Consider the following 16,669-nt stretch of genomic DNA (forward strand, 5'->3'; position numbering starts at 1 on the left):
TATAATTGCTTAGATTGAATTAAACCCAGCCTCTAGCTTCCATAGCAGCTGCAATACGTTTAATTGCAATCATATATGCAGCCTTACGAAGATTTACATTGTATTCTTTCGCAAGATCACGAACTGCCTTATAGGATTTAATCATATTTGTTTCAAGCTTTTCAAGTACTTCTTGTTCGCTCCAGTAGTAGTTCATCAAGTTTTGAACCCACTCGAAGTAAGAAACTGTTACCCCACCAGCGTTTGCAAGGATGTCAGGAATAACAACAATTCCTTTTTCTGTTAGAACACGGTCAGCTTCTGGAGTTGTAGGACCATTTGCTGCTTCAGCAATGATGTTCGCTTTAATGTTATCAGCATTTTTAGCAGTAATTACATTTTCAAGCGCTGCTGGAACTAGAACTGTAACATCAAGCTCAAGCAATTGTTCGTTGCTGATATGGAATTCTTTACCGTAATCAAGAATACTAGCGTTATCTTTAAGTTGCTCAACTTTTGCGATATCTAATCCTTTAGGATCATAAATTCCGCCTTTAGAGTCAGAAACTGCTACTACTTTAGCACCTGCTTCAGTTAGCAAGCGAGCAGCAATACGACCAGCGTTACCAAAGCCTTGAATAGCTACAGTTGCTTCTTTAGGGGATTTACCCATATCTTCAAGTGCAGCAAGGATTGTGTAAACAGCACCTTGTGCAGTTGCTTCATTACGACCTTGAGAGCCGCCTAGAATAATTGGTTTACCAGTGATAACTCCTGGGGAGTTAACGCCAGCGATTTTGCTGTACGTATCCATCATCCATGCCATAGTTTGTGCATTAGTGTAAACGTCTGGAGCAGGAATATCTTTTTGCGGACCAACGAAAGAAGCAATTGCTTCCATGAAGCCACGGCTAATTCTTTCTAGTTCGCCTTTGCTGTGTTGACGAGGATCACAAATAACGCCGCCTTTACCGCCGCCATAAGGAAGACCTACAACGCCACATTTGAAGCTCATCCACATTGATAAAGCTTTAACTTCATCCAAAGTTACATCTGGATGGAAACGAATGCCGCCCTTAGTAGGACCAATCGCATCATTATGTTGAGAACGATAACCCTCGAATACGCGTACAGAACCATCATCCATTTTTACTGGGAAATTGACTGTCAGTACTCGCATCGGACGTTTAAGCACATTAGTAATATGCTCTGGTAAATTTAATAGAGCAGCCGCTGCATCAACTTGTTGTTGTGCAATTTCGTATGGATTTAGAGTTTCTTGAATAACTGATACCGTCATTTTTATCTATCCTTCACTATTGGATTCGATCACTAAGGATCGTGTTGTTATTTACAGCATACTGCTAAATTTGCATTTTGGGAAGATTTTTGTGTGCATTTAGTGCAAACTTTTTTGGTAATTTTGCATTGTAAAATTATATTACATTGTGGCGTAATATAATTTTATACACTTTAACACATATCATTACATAATGACAATTGTTTCCTAGATTTGCATTTCTGTTTTATTTTTTATACTTTTTTCACAGCATTCATGACAGGTAATTTTAAAAAACTTACTTTCCTAAGTCACATTTTTCTGAATAAGACATTCCTTTTTATGAAACCAATACCTAATTTGCATATAAAATTAACTGTTTTATCTCATGTTCAGATTATAAAGTTCACGATTTTGTCACAATTCAAACCACTCCAAAAACTGTATACAAAAAGTGCAAACCCATCATAAATATAATTTTTCACACAATAAATAATAGTTATCCGCTGTAAATCTTAACAAAGCAGCTAACAGTTATTTTGATCAATTTGCACTTTTTTGATACTATTTTGTGTTTTTATACCTTTATTTTTATTGTTAACCTATAAAATAATCCCACCTTATCAATTCATTGGTTTTACTGCTCATTTCCTAATAAAAACAAAGCACCCATTGCAAGCCTTCGCTTCCAATGGGTGCTTCATCCTTTACAAGCTTTAGCTCACAACGCATAGCTACAGTGCATCGTCACTAAAGTCCAGTATTGTCCTTACCTCTATTTGCGGTGCATTTTGAATTCTAAAAACAAATCATTATAATGCGCCAGCATTTTTTTACCCAAGTTCTCATATACCTCAAGCCGAGATGTTAACTCATCGCTTGGGTAAAACCGTTCGTCGCCCGAGATTTCCTCATCAAGCAGCTCTAATGCCGCTTTATTCGGCGTAGAATAACCGACATATTCTGCATTTTGAGCAGCAACCTCTGGATCAAGCATAAAATTAATAAATTTATGCGCTCCTTCAATGTTTTTCGCTGTTGATGGAATAACCATATTATCGAACCATAGGTTAGAGCCCTCTTCAGGAACGACATAGTCAAGTTTTTCGTTTTCCCACATAATTTCTGCAGCATCGCCTGACCATACTAATGCGGCCGCAGCTTCTTCGCCAGCCATTAGCATTTTAATTTCATCACCAACAATCGCTTTTACATTAGGAGTAAGCTTGGACAGTTTAGCAAATGCCTCCTGCAAATGCTGCTCATTCGTATCATTTAATGAATAACCTAATGAGTTAAGCCCCATTCCAATCACTTCACGTGCCCCATCTAACAGAAACACATTATTTTTTAATGACTCATCCCATAGGTCATTCCAGCTTGAGAAGGTTAAATCGCCAACTAGCTCAGGATTGAAAACAATCCCAACCGTTCCCCAAAAGTACGGAATAGAGTATTCATTCCCTTCATCAAACGAAAGATCAAGGAATCGTTCATCGATATATTGAAGGTTCGGTATTTTGCTATGGTCAATTGGCAGCAGTAAGTTTTCTTCCTTCATCTTTTCGATCGTATATTCAGAAGGTACACTTACATCAAATGTCGTACCGCCTTGTTTAATTTTTGTCAGCATCGCTTCATTGGAGTCAAACGTTTGGTAAATAACTTTAATTCCTGTCTCCTCTTCAAAGCGCTCAATTAATTCAGGATCAATATAGTCGCCCCAGTTATAAATGGTCAATGTCTCATTTCCGCTATAGCCTTCACTTTCATTCAGCACCTTGGTTAAGTAAATTAAAGCGAAGCTAACTAAAAAAATAAGCAGAAACGTTCTTACAAGCTGTTTCATCCTTTGACCACCCCGTTTCGATTGCGACGTTCAATAAAGTAGTAGCCAATGACAAGCAGTACAGTAAATAAGAATATCAAAGTCGATAAAGCATTAATCGACAAAGACACTCCTTGACGTGCTCGTGAGTAAATTTCTACAGCTAAAGTAGAATATCCGTTACCTGTAACAAAGAACGTTACAGCGAAATCATCTAAAGAATAAGTTAATGCCATGAAAAACCCAGCATAGATCCCTGGCTTAATATACGGCATAATAACGCGCGTCATAATTTGCCAAGTGGTTGCTCCAAGATCTCGTGCCGCATCTAAAAGACTAGGATTCATTTCCTGCAACTTAGGCAGCACCATGACTACGACAATCGGAATGCTAAAGGCAATATGAGATAGCAGCACCGAAGTAAAGCCAAGCTGCACACCAATTATCGTAAACAAAATAAGAAAAGACGCGCCAATAATGACGTCTGGACTAACAATTAACACATTGTTAAGCGTTAAGAGCGTTGCTTTTGAATTTGCACGTAAAAAATGAATCGCAATCGCCCCAAACACACCGATAATTGTCGCAATTGCAGCCGACAATAACGCAATGATAAACGTATTTAGCACAATAATTAATAGACGCGTATCCTGCATCACTTCATTGTAATGTTCAAGCGTAAAGCCATCAAAGCCTTGCATGGTGCCGCCGCTATTAAAGGAATATACAACTAAGTAAACAATAGGTGCGTACAAAATAATAAACACCGCGATTAAATATAAATTAGAAAGCTTAAATCTAGCGTTTGACAATATCTAGCCCTCGCTTTCTTAAGCCCATTAATACCATCACTAGAGCCATAATAATGATGAGGAATACAGCGATCGTTGCGCCCATACCCCAATCCTCCGTAACTAAGAAATGCTGCTCAATAGCCGTCCCAAGTGTAATGACACGGTTACCAGCAATTAGACGTGTCAACATAAATAGCGACAACGCTGGAATGAACACAGCAATACAACCCGCCTTCACACCATCAATTGTAAGTGGGAATATTACTTTTCTAAACGTTATCCAAGGCGATGCTCCTAAATCTCTAGCTGCATAAATAAGCGAAGGGTTCATTTTTTCCAACGCATTATAAATTGGCAATATCATAAATGGGATAAAAATGTAAACAGAAACGAAAACAAAGCTAAAATCAGTAAACAAAATTTGCTGATTGCCGATTCCTATCGTTTCTAAAACCGCATTTACGATACCGTAAGTGCCAAAAATACCGATAAACGCATACGCCTTTAGCAACAGGTTAATCCAGCTTGGCAAAATAATTAGTAGGAGCCATAGCTGTTTATGCTTCGTTTTCGTTAGCAAATAAGCTGTTGGATAAGCTATCGCCAACGAAAAAAAGGTAATTAACAACGCATACCAAAATGAGCTAAAGGTCATTTTAAGATAAGTCGGTGTGAAAAATTTACTATAATTAGCAAGCGTAAAATTACCTTCAATACTTATAAATGAGTAATATACAATAAGCACGATTGGCGCAATAACAAACAGCACCAGCCATAACATATATGGGATTAAATATATCGTGCGTGTTTTGGCTTCCATGTGTCATCTCCCCACTCCAGCAGCGCTGCTTTCACATTCAGCGCTAGCTTATTCGTACGATTCCAATCGTTTATCAAATTCTTCTTCTGTTTCGCCTAATCGCATGACGTGAATAGCTTCTGGCTCGAACGTTAACCCAATACGCTCCCCAACGTTCGCTTTACGCGTACTATGTACTAGCCATTCGTTGTTATTATCGTCATAGCAGCAAATTTCATAATGTACTCCACGGAACAACTGTGAATCAACACGAGCTTGCAATTGAGCCGCATCTGCACTTACAATTTCAATATCCTCGGGACGAATGACAACTTCAACAATTTCATTCTCATTTAAGCCCTGGTCGACACATTCAAAAACATGACCATTAATTTCAACTTCAAAATCTCTAATCATTTTGCCTTTAATAATATTCGACTCACCGATAAAGTCAGCGACAAAGCGATTAATTGGCTCGTCGTAAATATCAATTGGCGTACCCGACTGCTGAATAACCCCCTCATTTAAAACGAAGATTTCATCGGACATCGCCAATGCTTCCTCTTGATCATGGGTTACAAATATAAACGTAATTCCTAAGCGACGTTGCAGCTCTCTTAGCTCATATTGCATTTCTGTGCGAAGCTTTAAATCCAACGCTGATAACGGCTCGTCCAACAGCAATATTTCGGGTTCATTAACAATTGCGCGTGCAATCGCTACCCTTTGTCGTTGTCCACCGGACATTTCTGATATTTCACGATTTTCATATCCGCTCAAGTTAACAAATTTTAACGCTTCAGCGACTTTTTCACGAACAACCGCTTCTTTTAGCTTTTTAATGCGCAAACCAAAGGCTACATTTTCAAACACATTTAAATGAGGAAATAATGCGTAGTCCTGAAAAACTGTATTCACTTGACGCTCGTTGGCTGGTGTATTATTAATTAGCTTGCCATTAAAAAATATTTTCCCTTCTGAAGGCGCAGTAAAACCCGCTATAAGTCTTAATATCGTCGTCTTACCACAACCTGATGGACCTAGCAGTGTATAAAATTTGCCACGTTCAATATCAAAACTGACATTTTTTAATACAGCTGGTTCAGAATCGCTATAACGCTTGGATACATTTTCGAAAGTAATGATTCTTTGATCCATTCCCACTTCTCCTTTTCCAATCAAATCAATTAAAGTGATTATACATGATTATGCCTAAAAAGTGTTTAAATTCGACACTCTCTATACAATTATTGCTTAAATCCCTTGCTTCCATTCGACTTTTTCTGAAGAAACTAAAAAAGCTTCGCGTCGATCGACGCGAAGCTTTTTATTAAAAATCTAAGGCTGACCTAGTTAGCAACTCGCCTGCTTATTCACTCACCAGTGTACCTTCACGTAAATTATCTGAATTGAACTGACGACGGAAGGTTAACTTCATATAAAGGAAAGTGAGAAGCGAGCAAACTACTGCAAAGCCTAGCAAGATCATAAAGTTCTCACCATATAGGTTCATATCGACGCTTGAGATTGCCTGTTTAAATCCGATTACGGAATAAGTCATTGGCAATAACGGATTGATTGCTTGCAGCCAATTTGGAACAAGCTCTAATGGGAATGTACCTGCTGAGCTTGTAAGCTGTAGAATCAATAAAACTATTGCAATGAAGCGACCGACATCGCTAAGAACTGTACAAAGCAACTGGATAAGCATCATAAAGCTTACACTTGTAATAATCAACATCCCAAAATAAGCACCTAGATGCTGTACATCAAGATCTAGGGTGAACAATACTGCTGCACCAAGAATAACTGCTTGCAGTACTGCAATTAATAATACCATCAACGTCTTACTAGTATACCAGCTTGTGCCGCTTTTTGGAATTTGAACAGGCATACGCATAGAGTAAACAATCGTTAATAGCATACAACCGACATATAGTCCAAGTGAAATAAAGTAAGGCGAAAAACCTGTTCCATAGTTAGGAACTTCGTTATACTCTTGTGTTTCCACTGTTACAGGCTTAGCAAACTGCTGTTTCATTTGCTCAGTCAACGTTAAGTTTAACGATTCGCCATTAGCATTGCCAAGCTTATCAGATAGCTCTTGTGCTCCATCCTGCAATTTATTAAGACCTGTAATTAATTCTTTTTGTCCTTCTTGCAGCTGTTTATTACCAGCAACAAGTTGCGGCGTTGATTCATTCAAAGTAGTAATACCTTGAGATAATTTAGTAGCACCTGTTAATGCAGAGTCGGAACCAGTCGCAAGCTGCTGCGCACCAGCATTAACCTTTGATAATCCTGCAGTAAATTCTGTCGAGCCACTATTTAGCTTAGATAACCCCTCTACTACTGCTTGTGAACCTGCAACTAGCTTAGCTTCACCTTGCTCTTTTGCAGTTAATCCTTGAACAAGTGCTTCGCTGCCTGCTAACAATTGCTTAAATGAGTCGCTTTCCGCTAATTGCGGCATAGCTGCTGCAAGCTGCTGTAATCCAGCTTGAAGTCCAGCTGCTCCTTGCTTAAGCTGTGTTGTTCCTTGACTGCTTTGGGCAAGACCTTGATTTAATTCCTTATATTGCGTATTTAACTGACCAATACCTTGCTGCAAGCTTTTCCCTGCTTGCTCTAAAGAATTAAGACCAGTTGCTAACTCTTTTGTACCTTTATTTAGTGAAGTTAAACCAGTAACAAGCTCTTTCCCACCGTTATTAAGTGTTGCTGTTCCTGATTGCAATTTCTCTAAGCCAGAGCCCAAAGTTTTTTGACCATCAAGCAGCTTGTTCGCTCCTTCACTTGCAGAGCTAGCTCCATTTGCAATTTGCAAAGCACCTTCACTTGCTGCGCCTAAACCATCAAGTGCTTCGCCTAGTTTATCGTAAATAGCGGAAACATAAGTTTCTGTAATTTGTTGATTCAAACGTGCAGATAACTCAGATACTGCTGTACTGCCAATTTGTGAAGCCAAAAAGTTATAGCCTTCATTCGGCGTGTAAATTAATTCAGCTTGCTCTGGTTGATCGCTAGTTAACGAAACTGCTTGCTCAGAAAAACGTTCTGGAATTTCAAGCATTAAATAGTATTCGTTGTTTTTTAAACCAGCTAAAGCTTCTTCCTTACTTACAAACTTCCAATCAAAATTATCGGATTCCTTAAGCTTATCAACAAACTGATTACCGATTTCCAGTTTCTCTCCATTAAATTCTGCCCCAACATCCTCGTTGACAATCGCTACTGGCACTTTATCAAGACGAGCATATGGATCCCAGAATGCACCAAGAAACAGCGCAGAGTACAATAATGGAACTAGCATTACTGCAATAACAGGAATAACAACTTTCGGATTGCGCACAATACTTGATAGTTCGGCTGAAAACTGTTTTTTTCTTTTCATCTTTCCCTCACCTTGTCTAATTGACTATTTTTCTCATTTGGTCATTTTACCTCAAAAGAAAAGGCGTCTCTATTTGAGCGCCAAACCACTCTCCAAGTAAAATCTAAGTTGCTTTGCAACTTCACTCTTTTCAAGCACTTTATTAGGATTCCATTCAACAGCAAGCGCCATATATAATCGTAAAATGATAAATGCTGTTAGCTGTGGATCACATTCTTTAATCTCTTTACGTGCAATAGCAAGCTCAACCTTTTCCGCCACATAATCGACGATGAGCTTTTCAATTTGTCGAATCCCTTCAATCGCCATTGGAGTACCTATTTCTTTTACCTCTTGTGTTAGCTTAAGGGCAAGCTCATGCTCTTTACGAAATTCTAATAAAATATTAAGTGCTTGAGACAAAGTGTCAAAAAAAGGAAGCTGTTGATTGACTACTTGCTCTGTTACTTCCTTCATTTCCAGCAATAGTCGGTTAAGTACCTCTTGAAACAAATCTTCTTTATTGGTGAAAAAGGTATAAATTGTACCTTTGCCAACATTTGCTATTTTCGCTACTTGGTCCATCGTTGTAGCCTTATAACCAAATAAAGCAAAAGATTTTTGCGCAGCTTCTACAATTAGTGCCCGACGATCAATACTCATAACATCCCTCCTCTTACGAAAATTATGCATGATGTTAATGACTAAGTGACCGAATGACCAAATTTGAATTTCAGTCATTGATTCAATTTTAGAACATTCCTTTGCAAATTGCAACATCTTTTTTCATATATCTGTAAATTTCATGAGCTATTCATAAATTACTGTGCTTTAGCAAGGTTTAACTATTAGCGATTATTGTGTGAACAAGGTATAATAGTAGCAATGCATATAAATTAAGGACAATAAAGGAGCATGGTAAAACATGAATTATACAGAAATTACAAGTGCTGAGCAGTGGGAGCAAGCTTTTGAATCTTCAAATGAGCATCCGATTGTCGTTTTCAAACATAGTACTACATGTCCAGTAAGTGCCAATGCTTACACTGAATTTACAAATTATTTATCTGACAAACCACGTGCTGATGTGAACTATTACCTTGTTAAAGTTATCGAATCTCGTCCAATTTCATTGCAAATTGCTGAGGATACAGGAATTAAACATGAATCTCCACAAATTATGTTGTTAGACAAAAAGCAAAAAGTATGGAGCACATCCCATTGGTCTGTAACAAAAGCACATATTACTGCCGTTCTTGATTAAATATGAAAAGCGAAGATTATAATAACACAGATGATGTTATTATGACCTTCGCTTTTTCCTTTTAATAAGCTTTTTAATACAGTGAAAGTCGATAACTTCTTCCATAGCTCGCACCGTATCGTACGATTTTTTTTATCATCGATTGATCATCAAGAAGTAGAAACATTCGATGATCTGGTCGAATATTATATTCTAGAATCCAAGGCTTTAAGTTGTTATCTAAGGCAATATCAAGTCCAATTTCATTTTGCCGCGGCCATTTTTTTCTTACCTCTGCCATCACAGCTAGACTTAGCTTGTAAATACGCGGCATAGCGATGCTAATTTGCTGTGGAGTAAGTAGACTATCTATTGTTCCAACTGCTCCACCACCTGCTCCATTACTTACTACTCTAAAGGCTTGGGCAATTCTACCTGCTACACCAGTCACTTCGAAATGACCGTTTGGAGCTTTCTGTACAACCACCCGTATGTCAAACACTCTGCCCCGGTACTTTAATGAGTCTATTCCCATTTGTACAATATAGCTCTCCCCTTTTGTAAACTGCAAAATTGCACGATAAAGCCCTTGATAGCTTGAATAGCTGGATACAATCCTGCCAATATGAGCCAAATAGCGATTACCTTGCTTCGTTATCCGAATAACCCCTCTGCCTAATGAGCCATGTTTAGGTTTAATATAAACCATCCCATAACGACTGAGCATATTTAGCAAAGATTTTGAGGTCATTAATACAGTAGGAGGTATATGTTTACGGATATAGCTATTTCGTTTAATTACCAAAGTTTTTAGCATTTTATTTGAACGTCTGGGAGCTTTTTTAGTTAAAATTTTCGCTCTTCTTCGCATCATTCGATCTCACTCTCCCTATTACCATCTGCTACAACATATGAAGCAGTACGATTCCGTGCAATGGACATTCATTGAACTAAATTAGTTATTTCAAAATTATTTATGCTAAAATAATATAAAACTAAATATAAGTAAGAAGGAGTATGATTTATGTCTTTTAAGCACGTAACATTGCTCGTGAGCTTAGTATTTTTATTAATCATTAGCGGCTGTGGTGAAGAGAAATCTAATCAGCAGCAAGGCTCACCAAACGAAGAAACGAGTTACTCTAACGAAGGATTAGAGCTACTTGACTCCAGTAAACATCCAGAAGTAACGATTGAAATGAGCAACGGGGGAATAATTAAGCTCGAACTATATCCCGAAATTGCGCCAAATACAGTAAGTAATTTTGTCTCATTAGTACAAAGCGGCTTCTATGACGGATTAATCTTTCATCGCGTCATTCCTGGATTTATGATTCAAGGCGGCGATCCACAAGGTAATGGCACCGGCGGTCCGGGATACGCTATTAAAGGAGAATTTACAGCTAACGGCTTTGACAACCCGATGGTTCATGCCCGTGGCGTTATCTCAATGGCACGCTCAATGGAAAATGACAGTGCCGGTTCCCAATTTTTTATTATGCAGGCTGATGCTCCGCATCTTGATGGTCAGTACGCTGCATTTGGGGAAGTTACTGAAGGAATGGATGTCGTTGATCAAATTGTTGAACAAGAGCGAGACGGCAATGATAAACCGATTAATCCTCTTGCTATGAAGAAGGTTACAGTTGATTTACGTGATAGCGAAATACAAGAGCTTGTTAAGCAATAAATCTATTTAATTGAAGTCATCAACATTTTAAGGAGAATTGAGATGGAAGCACAAGGTAAACAAGAAATTCCGATAGCTAAGGTGAGAAGTAATCAAATTGGCATCGTGATTTGGATTATTGCATCAATTGCTTTGGACATGCCGTGGTTAATTGCCATCTTGTGGCTGATTCAAGTATTAACCTTATTGTTTGGTTCCGGGGCAAATGTGTTAGTTACTTTGCTTGAGCCTTTAGCCAAATCAATTTATGGCACAAAGCAAACAGAAGCAAAGGAACTCGTTAAATTTAATTTAAGCCTTGGCTTAACCTTCTTAACCTTGTCACTTCTCTGTTTTTCATTACAATGGAAAGTGACAGCTTATATTTTTGCAGGGATGATGTGTGCTGCAGCATTAGCAGCACTGCTAGGCTATTGCATTGGCTGCACCATTTATTTTCAATATAAAAAATATAAGGCTTTACGAAATAAATCAAATTAACCCATGCTTTAATGGTATAACAACAATGAAGGCAGAGGCGCTTAGCAGACAGTTTTAACTGCACTGCGAAGCATCCTCTGCCTCTTTTCATTAACGGGATAAATCGACCATAAACAGTATTAAAACCAATTTATCTTGCTTTATAAGTCATAACATCAGCGACTCATTATGCAAGCAGTGCTAACAATTCTCTAGTCTCATCCTCATCAAGTATTAGCTCGCCGCTTTCAATCCCGATCCGTTGCTCATGAACAATAAGTGAACGTAATAATTGAAAATCTGGTCGTACGATTAGATTTTCCATATAAGCCGAGCGACGGGCAAATGGTCTGCGCGCGCGATTGAGATTTGCGATTACCCCAGCAGCTGTTTGCACTCCAACACCATGACCAAAGAATAGATCGCGATCAAGCATAATGCAATTTTCACCCTGCCATTCTGGATGACGCGGATGATGATCTGGATTGCGGAAATAGCATACATCCCCAGGATACAGATCGTTCAGATCATAGCTTGCAATTAACTGCAGATCATAGTCCTTTTGCCAATCTCGCAAAAATAAATTTTGGAAGTAATAATTAAAGGTAGCATCGCCGATCGATTCAAGCACTGCACGATAGTATAATATAATAATCGCACCTGAGCACTCAAATGCGTATAAATGCCCGTTAATAAAAATATCGCGAATAGCATCAGCAGGTCTTACGTCATTACGCAGCAAAAACCCACCATTACGTGTACGAATCCAATATTGCGGATTACATCTGGAACGACTAAACACCGCAAACTGTACGCCGCTATGATACATAGCGTAACAAGCATCTACTGTATTTTTTCTCATTCTCAGCTCGAACTTTAAGGCTTCTAAGGAAGGGTATTCATATCGAATTCGGCTGGCAATTTTCCAGCGTACGATATTACGTTCTACCCCCGACAAACTGTTCATATTCAGTTCATCTATCGAGCCTGATTTAAGTACGATCACGTCAATAACCTCCTTAACAACGTTTCATTTATTGGAAACAAGAAACGTACTTCATAGGCGTGGGCTCTCCATAATCGTTGTCTGTAAAGACAAGCATTGAATCGCCTACTTTCGTTAAATATACGCCTATGCATCGTTAGGTTATTGTACGCCCGCACTAGCAGTTTGGTGAATAATTATTTTGACTTCAAAATTCCTGCTGCAATTAAACCGTTGCGAATGCCTTGCTCATCAACATGAGTAGTTACATAATTGGCATATGGGATAACATCAGGGTGAGAATTCCCCATTGCGATTCCAAGTCCAACATACTCCAGCATCTCTTTATCATTTAAATTATCTCCAAATGCAACTGCCTCTGAGCGATCAATGCCAAGCTTAGTTAACATCGCTTCAATTCCTTTAGCCTTTGAGCCACCTAACGGCAAAATATCGATCGCATCTGCATGCCAGCGAATAAACGTAAGACGATCTTCAAAATGCTTGTAAGCAACATCTTCTCCATCAATCGCATGAAGGAACATTTGATAAATATCTTCCTTGCTCCAAAAGTCATGCTCCTCTACTGGCAATTTAACCTTTAACGAAGTAAGCGAACGCTGTACACGCTCATTGGCAAGATTATCGGTTGCATAGCGAGACTCTCCTTCAAAGCATAAAGGGTGTCCTTGCTGACGAGCAAAGTTAACAAACGATTCAACTATTTCTGGCGCAATTGGTCTGCGATAAATAACTTCCCCTTGATATACCGCTAATGCTCCGTTAAGAGATACATACGAGCTAATACCAACTTGCTCTAACAGCTCCTCAAAAAAATATGGAGCTCGTCCAGTAGCAATAACAGGCTCTACGCCAAGTGCCTTAATTTCACGAATCGCTTCAATTGTATCTTGAGGCACTACCTTTTCCTCATTTACTAACGTACCATCAATATCAAAAAACACAATTTTGTATGACATATATGCATTCTCCTCTTCCATTTCTAAGTTGTGAAATGTTTTTAATTTTTTTGCTCTTGTTCTATTTAAATTCTAAACACGCCTTCTTACAAGCAGCATTAAAATAAAAGAAAATAAGATCATCACAGCTACCCAGCTATATGCTAACGCCATTCGTCCACTGTCTGCGGCGATATAAATAGCAGTCGCCACTGTTTGCGTTCGACCTGGAATATTTCCAGCCAGCATTAGTGTTGCGCCAAATTCACCTAGTGCACGCGCAAAGCCAAGTACATAAGCAACAGCTAATAAACGACGCATTAAAGGCAAAGTAATGTAACGCAATACTTGCCATTCCGAAGCTCCTTGCGAGCGTGCGGCTTCTTCCAACTCTCCATCAACGCCAGCAAATCCAGCTTTTATTGTTTGGTACACAAGCGGAAAAGAAACAACAACCGCAGCCAACACGCCTCCCCACCATGTAAACACAATCGACCAATCAAACCAACTGCTCAGCCACTTTCCAATCCATCCTTGCTTGCCGAACAAATAAAGTAAGATAAAACCTACAACGGTAGGAGGCAGCACTAAAGGCAGCATAAATAATGTATCCAGCACCACCTTAAATGGCAATGTCGTCACACTGAGCCAACGTGCTATAAATAAAGCTAATATAAAAGTAATTACACTAGCTAAACAAGTAATCTTTAATGATACAAATATTGGACTAAGAAATGCATCCCAGCTCCATACATCAATCATTTGACGACTTGAAACCCGCTTTGCTCATAAAGCTCTATCCATTCTGCTTGCTGCACATACTCTAGAAACTGCTGGGCAACGTTTCTATGCTTTGTTGCAGCCACAATTGCGATTGGATATTCGATTGGATTATGAAGCTCTGCTGACACAGTGTATACAACGTGAACTGTATCGGAGGAAGCAGCATCTGTTGCATAGACAAAGCCTAGCTCTGCATTTCCTTGTTCAACATACGATAACACTTGTCGTACATCATTACCATAAACATAACGTTCTTCCCAGTCTGACCATAGATTTTCTGCAACTAGTGCTTCTTGCGCATACTGACCTGCAGGTACTGTTTCAGGTTGACCTAGCGCGATATGCTCTGCATTTACATCATTCAGCAATTGGGATAATGACTTAACTTCTCTATCCAATTTTGAGTGGCTAATTACAACGAGTGAATTGCGCAGCAATGGAAGAGATTGCTCAACTACGTTTTGCTCCTGCAAAGCAACCATTTGCTTGCTTCCTGCAGAAATAAAAATATCAACTGGTGCTCCTTGTTCAATTTGCTTCTGCAATGCTCCAGATGAACCGTAGTTAATATCTACTGTTATTCCAGTTTGTTCTTCAAATGCAGCCGCAATTTCATCTAACACAACTGTCAAGCTAGCTGCTGCTGAGATAAGCAGCTTGGACTGCTTTTCTAAATGTTGCTCTGCTTGTTCCGTCTGCTTAGTGGCATTTGATTTAGCCGCATTTTGATTATTTTGCCTTGCTTGCTCTGAGCAAGCTGAGCTTACTCCTATAATAAGCACTATTAAACTGGTCACGAATAGAATTCGAACGTTATTTCCTAACATTTGTCTCCTCCTTGCACATTCCAGTTAGCCACTTATCAACATACCATGAATATGCATATAATAAAAGTTGATTGCTGATTTTCCATATGCTACACTGTTGCCAACCTAAATGGAGGTAAATGAAATGACAATAGAACTTGAACTTGAGCAAGCTATCATTGTTGGATTACATCTCAACGACCGATCCCAAGCTGATTTTGATTATAGCATGGCTGAACTAGCTTCTTTAGCTGAGGCCTGTCACATCGAAGTAGTTGATCGCCTCACTCAAAAAGCTCAGCGAATTAATCCATCTCATTATATTGGAACAGGAAAAATTGAAGAGCTACGAGCGCTAGCACAAGCTCGTGAAGTTGAAACCATTATTTTCAATGATGAGCTTTCACCGTCACAAATTCGCAATTTAGAGGCAGATCTCGACTGCAAGGTAATTGATCGCACTATTCTCATTCTAGATATTTTTGCTGAACGTGCAAAAACGCGCGAAGCGCAACTACAGGTTGAAATCGCCAGACTTCAATACATGCTGCCTCGTCTCGTTGGCTTGCGCGCCTCTCTTAGCCGTCAAGGCGGTAGCGGTGGTGCTGCTGGCTTCCGCAACAGAGGTACAGGTGAAACGAAGCTTGAGCTCGATCGCCGCCGTATTGAGGAACGCATTAGTATGCTGCAGCAAGAGCTAGATAAACTGGTAGCAACTCGTCAAACCCAGCGTCTAAAGCGTAAAAAGAACGAAGTTCCTGTAGTTTGTCTTGTTGGTTACACTAACACTGGTAAATCAAGCTTAATGAATGCTATTTTGCGTCATACTGATCCAGAAACGACAAAGGAAGTCTTCGTCAAAAATATGCTGTTTGCAACGCTTGAAACATCTGTTAGAAAAATCGAGCTGGATGATAATAAAAGCTTTTTGTTAACGGATACCGTTGGTTTTGTCAGCAAGTTGCCACACCATTTAATTAAAGCCTTCAGATCAACGCTAGAAGAAGTGACTGAGGCTGATTTGCTTATTCATGTCGTCGACTATGCACATGAAGACTATAACAAGCTGATTGATGTAACTAACGAAACGTTAGAATCGCTTGGTACATCAGGCATCGATATGCTGTATGTATATAATAAATGTGACTTAACCGATCATCCCTATCCTGTCGTGCAAGGCAACACACTCTATATGTCAGTAAAAGAGAAGGCTGGATTAGATGAACTGCTGCAATGCATTAAGGAACGGATATTCACTAACTATATTAAATGTAATGTGCTTATTCCTTACGACCAAGGCCGACTAGTTTCCTATTTCAATGAGCATGCCCAGGTGTTCCAAACCGAATATGAAGAAACAGGCACAAGATTAGAATTGGAATGCAGCATCGTTGATTTTGAACGATATAAGCAATATTTTACTGAGTATCAAACCATTAGCTAATCAACCGCCAAAAAATAATGAAGAAGCCTTTAATCTAGCAGTAGAGAAAGTATCCGAGGTCGTTCGCAAGCTGTTAGATTCGTTAGTCAGCAATGCGCCGGCTCATAATCGCGAGCTGGAAGCGATAAAAGCTAAGGAACGCTCGCTTAAAAGATTTTCTGCGCAAAATTAACAAAATAAGCTGCTTTAGTAAGACATTAACTGCTAATTAGCTTCCGCAGTTTTTATTCTTACTAAGCAGCTCTTGC

At 39.1% G+C, this 16,669-nt stretch carries 17 protein-coding genes; 5 read left to right on the forward strand and 12 right to left on the reverse strand.

Annotation, left to right across the window (positions count from 1 at the left end):
- Positions 1–19 precede the first annotated feature (19 nt).
- The 7 genes from AC2TDL_RS06695 to AC2TDL_RS06725 form a co-directional block, all read right to left on the reverse strand.
- Positions 20–1,279 carry a Glu/Leu/Phe/Val family dehydrogenase gene (locus tag AC2TDL_RS06695; protein WP_484699504.1) on the reverse strand — a complete coding sequence of 420 codons (1,260 nt, stop codon included), beginning with the start codon at positions 1,277–1,279 and terminating at the stop codon, positions 20–22.
- A 754-nt stretch (positions 1,280–2,033) separates the two neighbouring features.
- Positions 2,034–3,107, reverse strand: coding sequence for an ABC transporter substrate-binding protein (locus tag AC2TDL_RS06700; RefSeq protein ID WP_484699506.1), 1,074 nt, complete (start codon positions 3,105–3,107; stop codon positions 2,034–2,036).
- Complete coding sequence (locus AC2TDL_RS06705; RefSeq protein WP_484699508.1) at positions 3,104–3,898, reverse strand: ABC transporter permease; 795 nt, start codon at positions 3,896–3,898, stop codon at positions 3,104–3,106. Before AC2TDL_RS06705 ends, AC2TDL_RS06700 begins: the two co-directional genes overlap by 4 nt.
- Positions 3,885–4,700 carry an ABC transporter permease gene (locus tag AC2TDL_RS06710; protein WP_484699510.1) on the reverse strand — a complete coding sequence of 272 codons (816 nt, stop codon included), beginning with the start codon at positions 4,698–4,700 and terminating at the stop codon, positions 3,885–3,887. Before AC2TDL_RS06710 ends, AC2TDL_RS06705 begins: the two co-directional genes overlap by 14 nt.
- 48 nt (positions 4,701–4,748) lie before the next feature.
- A complete protein-coding gene (locus AC2TDL_RS06715) occupies positions 4,749–5,837 on the reverse strand; it encodes an ABC transporter ATP-binding protein (protein ID WP_484699512.1) in 1,089 nt (362 codons plus the stop codon).
- Positions 5,838–6,048: 211 nt separating this feature from the next.
- On the reverse strand, positions 6,049–8,073 hold the full coding sequence (locus tag AC2TDL_RS06720) for a YhgE/Pip family protein (RefSeq protein ID WP_484699514.1): 2,025 nt from the start codon (positions 8,071–8,073) through the stop codon (positions 6,049–6,051).
- 69 nt (positions 8,074–8,142) lie between these two features.
- Positions 8,143–8,715, reverse strand: a complete 573-nt coding sequence (locus AC2TDL_RS06725; protein ID WP_484699516.1) for a TetR/AcrR family transcriptional regulator — start codon at positions 8,713–8,715, stop codon at positions 8,143–8,145.
- Between the two features lie 262 nt (positions 8,716–8,977).
- On the opposite strand from AC2TDL_RS06725, the gene ytxJ reads away from it, so the two are divergent.
- Positions 8,978–9,316, forward strand: coding sequence for a bacillithiol system redox-active protein YtxJ (ytxJ, locus tag AC2TDL_RS06730; protein ID WP_484699518.1), 339 nt, complete (start codon positions 8,978–8,980; stop codon positions 9,314–9,316).
- Between the two features lie 73 nt (positions 9,317–9,389).
- Here ytxJ and AC2TDL_RS06735 read toward each other — a convergent pair whose 3' ends face one another.
- On the reverse strand, positions 9,390–10,169 hold the full coding sequence (locus AC2TDL_RS06735) for a YheC/YheD family protein (RefSeq protein WP_484699520.1): 780 nt from the start codon (positions 10,167–10,169) through the stop codon (positions 9,390–9,392).
- Between the two features lie 150 nt (positions 10,170–10,319).
- Here AC2TDL_RS06735 and AC2TDL_RS06740 point away from each other — a divergent pair, with 150 nt between their 5' ends.
- Complete coding sequence (locus AC2TDL_RS06740; RefSeq protein WP_484699522.1) at positions 10,320–10,985, forward strand: peptidylprolyl isomerase; 666 nt, start codon at positions 10,320–10,322, stop codon at positions 10,983–10,985.
- A gap of 42 nt (positions 10,986–11,027) precedes the next feature.
- On the forward strand, positions 11,028–11,465 hold the full coding sequence (locus AC2TDL_RS06745; protein WP_484699525.1) for a DUF4395 domain-containing protein: 438 nt from the start codon (positions 11,028–11,030) through the stop codon (positions 11,463–11,465).
- 166 nt (positions 11,466–11,631) lie between these two features.
- Here AC2TDL_RS06745 and AC2TDL_RS06750 read toward each other — a convergent pair whose 3' ends face one another.
- The 4 genes from AC2TDL_RS06750 to modA form a co-directional block, all read right to left on the reverse strand.
- The gene (locus AC2TDL_RS06750) at positions 11,632–12,450 is read right to left on the reverse strand and encodes a protein-glutamine gamma-glutamyltransferase (protein ID WP_484699529.1); all 819 of its coding nucleotides are present in this window, start codon (positions 12,448–12,450) and stop codon (positions 11,632–11,634) included.
- A 176-nt stretch (positions 12,451–12,626) separates the two neighbouring features.
- Positions 12,627–13,409, reverse strand: a complete 783-nt coding sequence (locus AC2TDL_RS06755; RefSeq protein WP_484699531.1) for a Cof-type HAD-IIB family hydrolase — start codon at positions 13,407–13,409, stop codon at positions 12,627–12,629.
- 72 nt (positions 13,410–13,481) lie between these two features.
- A complete protein-coding gene (gene modB, locus AC2TDL_RS06760) occupies positions 13,482–14,150 on the reverse strand; it encodes a molybdate ABC transporter permease subunit (RefSeq protein ID WP_484699533.1) in 669 nt (222 codons plus the stop codon).
- Positions 14,147–14,998 carry a molybdate ABC transporter substrate-binding protein gene (modA, locus tag AC2TDL_RS06765; protein WP_484699535.1) on the reverse strand — a complete coding sequence of 284 codons (852 nt, stop codon included), beginning with the start codon at positions 14,996–14,998 and terminating at the stop codon, positions 14,147–14,149. Before modA ends, modB begins: the two co-directional genes overlap by 4 nt.
- A gap of 130 nt (positions 14,999–15,128) precedes the next feature.
- On the opposite strand from modA, the gene hflX reads away from it, so the two are divergent.
- Together hflX and AC2TDL_RS06775 are read left to right on the forward strand one after the other, a co-directional pair.
- Complete coding sequence (gene hflX, locus AC2TDL_RS06770) at positions 15,129–16,421, forward strand: GTPase HflX (RefSeq protein WP_484701083.1); 1,293 nt, start codon at positions 15,129–15,131, stop codon at positions 16,419–16,421.
- Positions 16,375–16,593, forward strand: a complete 219-nt coding sequence (locus AC2TDL_RS06775) for a DUF2277 family protein (RefSeq protein ID WP_484699539.1) — start codon at positions 16,375–16,377, stop codon at positions 16,591–16,593. Before hflX ends, AC2TDL_RS06775 begins: the two co-directional genes overlap by 47 nt.
- Positions 16,594–16,669 lie beyond the last annotated feature (76 nt).

Source organism: Paenibacillus sp. plas6, assembly GCF_057221655.1.

What these genes read in the sequence shown, in the direction of transcription:
- AC2TDL_RS06695 (WP_484699504.1), bottom strand. Translation starts at nt 1,279, where the DNA reads ATGACGGTATCAGTTATTCAAGAAACTCTAAATCCATACGAAATTGCA.
- AC2TDL_RS06700 (WP_484699506.1), bottom strand. Translation starts at nt 3,107, where the DNA reads ATGAAACAGCTTGTAAGAACGTTTCTGCTTATTTTTTTAGTTAGCTTC.
- AC2TDL_RS06710 (WP_484699510.1), bottom strand. Translation starts at nt 4,700, where the DNA reads ATGGAAGCCAAAACACGCACGATATATTTAATCCCATATATGTTATGG.
- AC2TDL_RS06715 (WP_484699512.1), bottom strand. Translation starts at nt 5,837, where the DNA reads ATGGATCAAAGAATCATTACTTTCGAAAATGTATCCAAGCGTTATAGC.
- AC2TDL_RS06720 (WP_484699514.1), bottom strand. Translation starts at nt 8,073, where the DNA reads ATGAAAAGAAAAAAACAGTTTTCAGCCGAACTATCAAGTATTGTGCGC.
- AC2TDL_RS06725 (WP_484699516.1), bottom strand. Translation starts at nt 8,715, where the DNA reads ATGAGTATTGATCGTCGGGCACTAATTGTAGAAGCTGCGCAAAAATCT.
- ytxJ (WP_484699518.1), top strand. Translation starts at nt 8,978, where the DNA reads ATGAATTATACAGAAATTACAAGTGCTGAGCAGTGGGAGCAAGCTTTT.
- AC2TDL_RS06735 (WP_484699520.1), bottom strand. Translation starts at nt 10,169, where the DNA reads ATGATGCGAAGAAGAGCGAAAATTTTAACTAAAAAAGCTCCCAGACGT.
- AC2TDL_RS06740 (WP_484699522.1), top strand. Translation starts at nt 10,320, where the DNA reads ATGTCTTTTAAGCACGTAACATTGCTCGTGAGCTTAGTATTTTTATTA.
- AC2TDL_RS06745 (WP_484699525.1), top strand. Translation starts at nt 11,028, where the DNA reads ATGGAAGCACAAGGTAAACAAGAAATTCCGATAGCTAAGGTGAGAAGT.
- AC2TDL_RS06755 (WP_484699531.1), bottom strand. Translation starts at nt 13,409, where the DNA reads ATGTCATACAAAATTGTGTTTTTTGATATTGATGGTACGTTAGTAAAT.
- modB (WP_484699533.1), bottom strand. Translation starts at nt 14,150, where the DNA reads ATGATTGATGTATGGAGCTGGGATGCATTTCTTAGTCCAATATTTGTA.
- modA (WP_484699535.1), bottom strand. Translation starts at nt 14,998, where the DNA reads ATGTTAGGAAATAACGTTCGAATTCTATTCGTGACCAGTTTAATAGTG.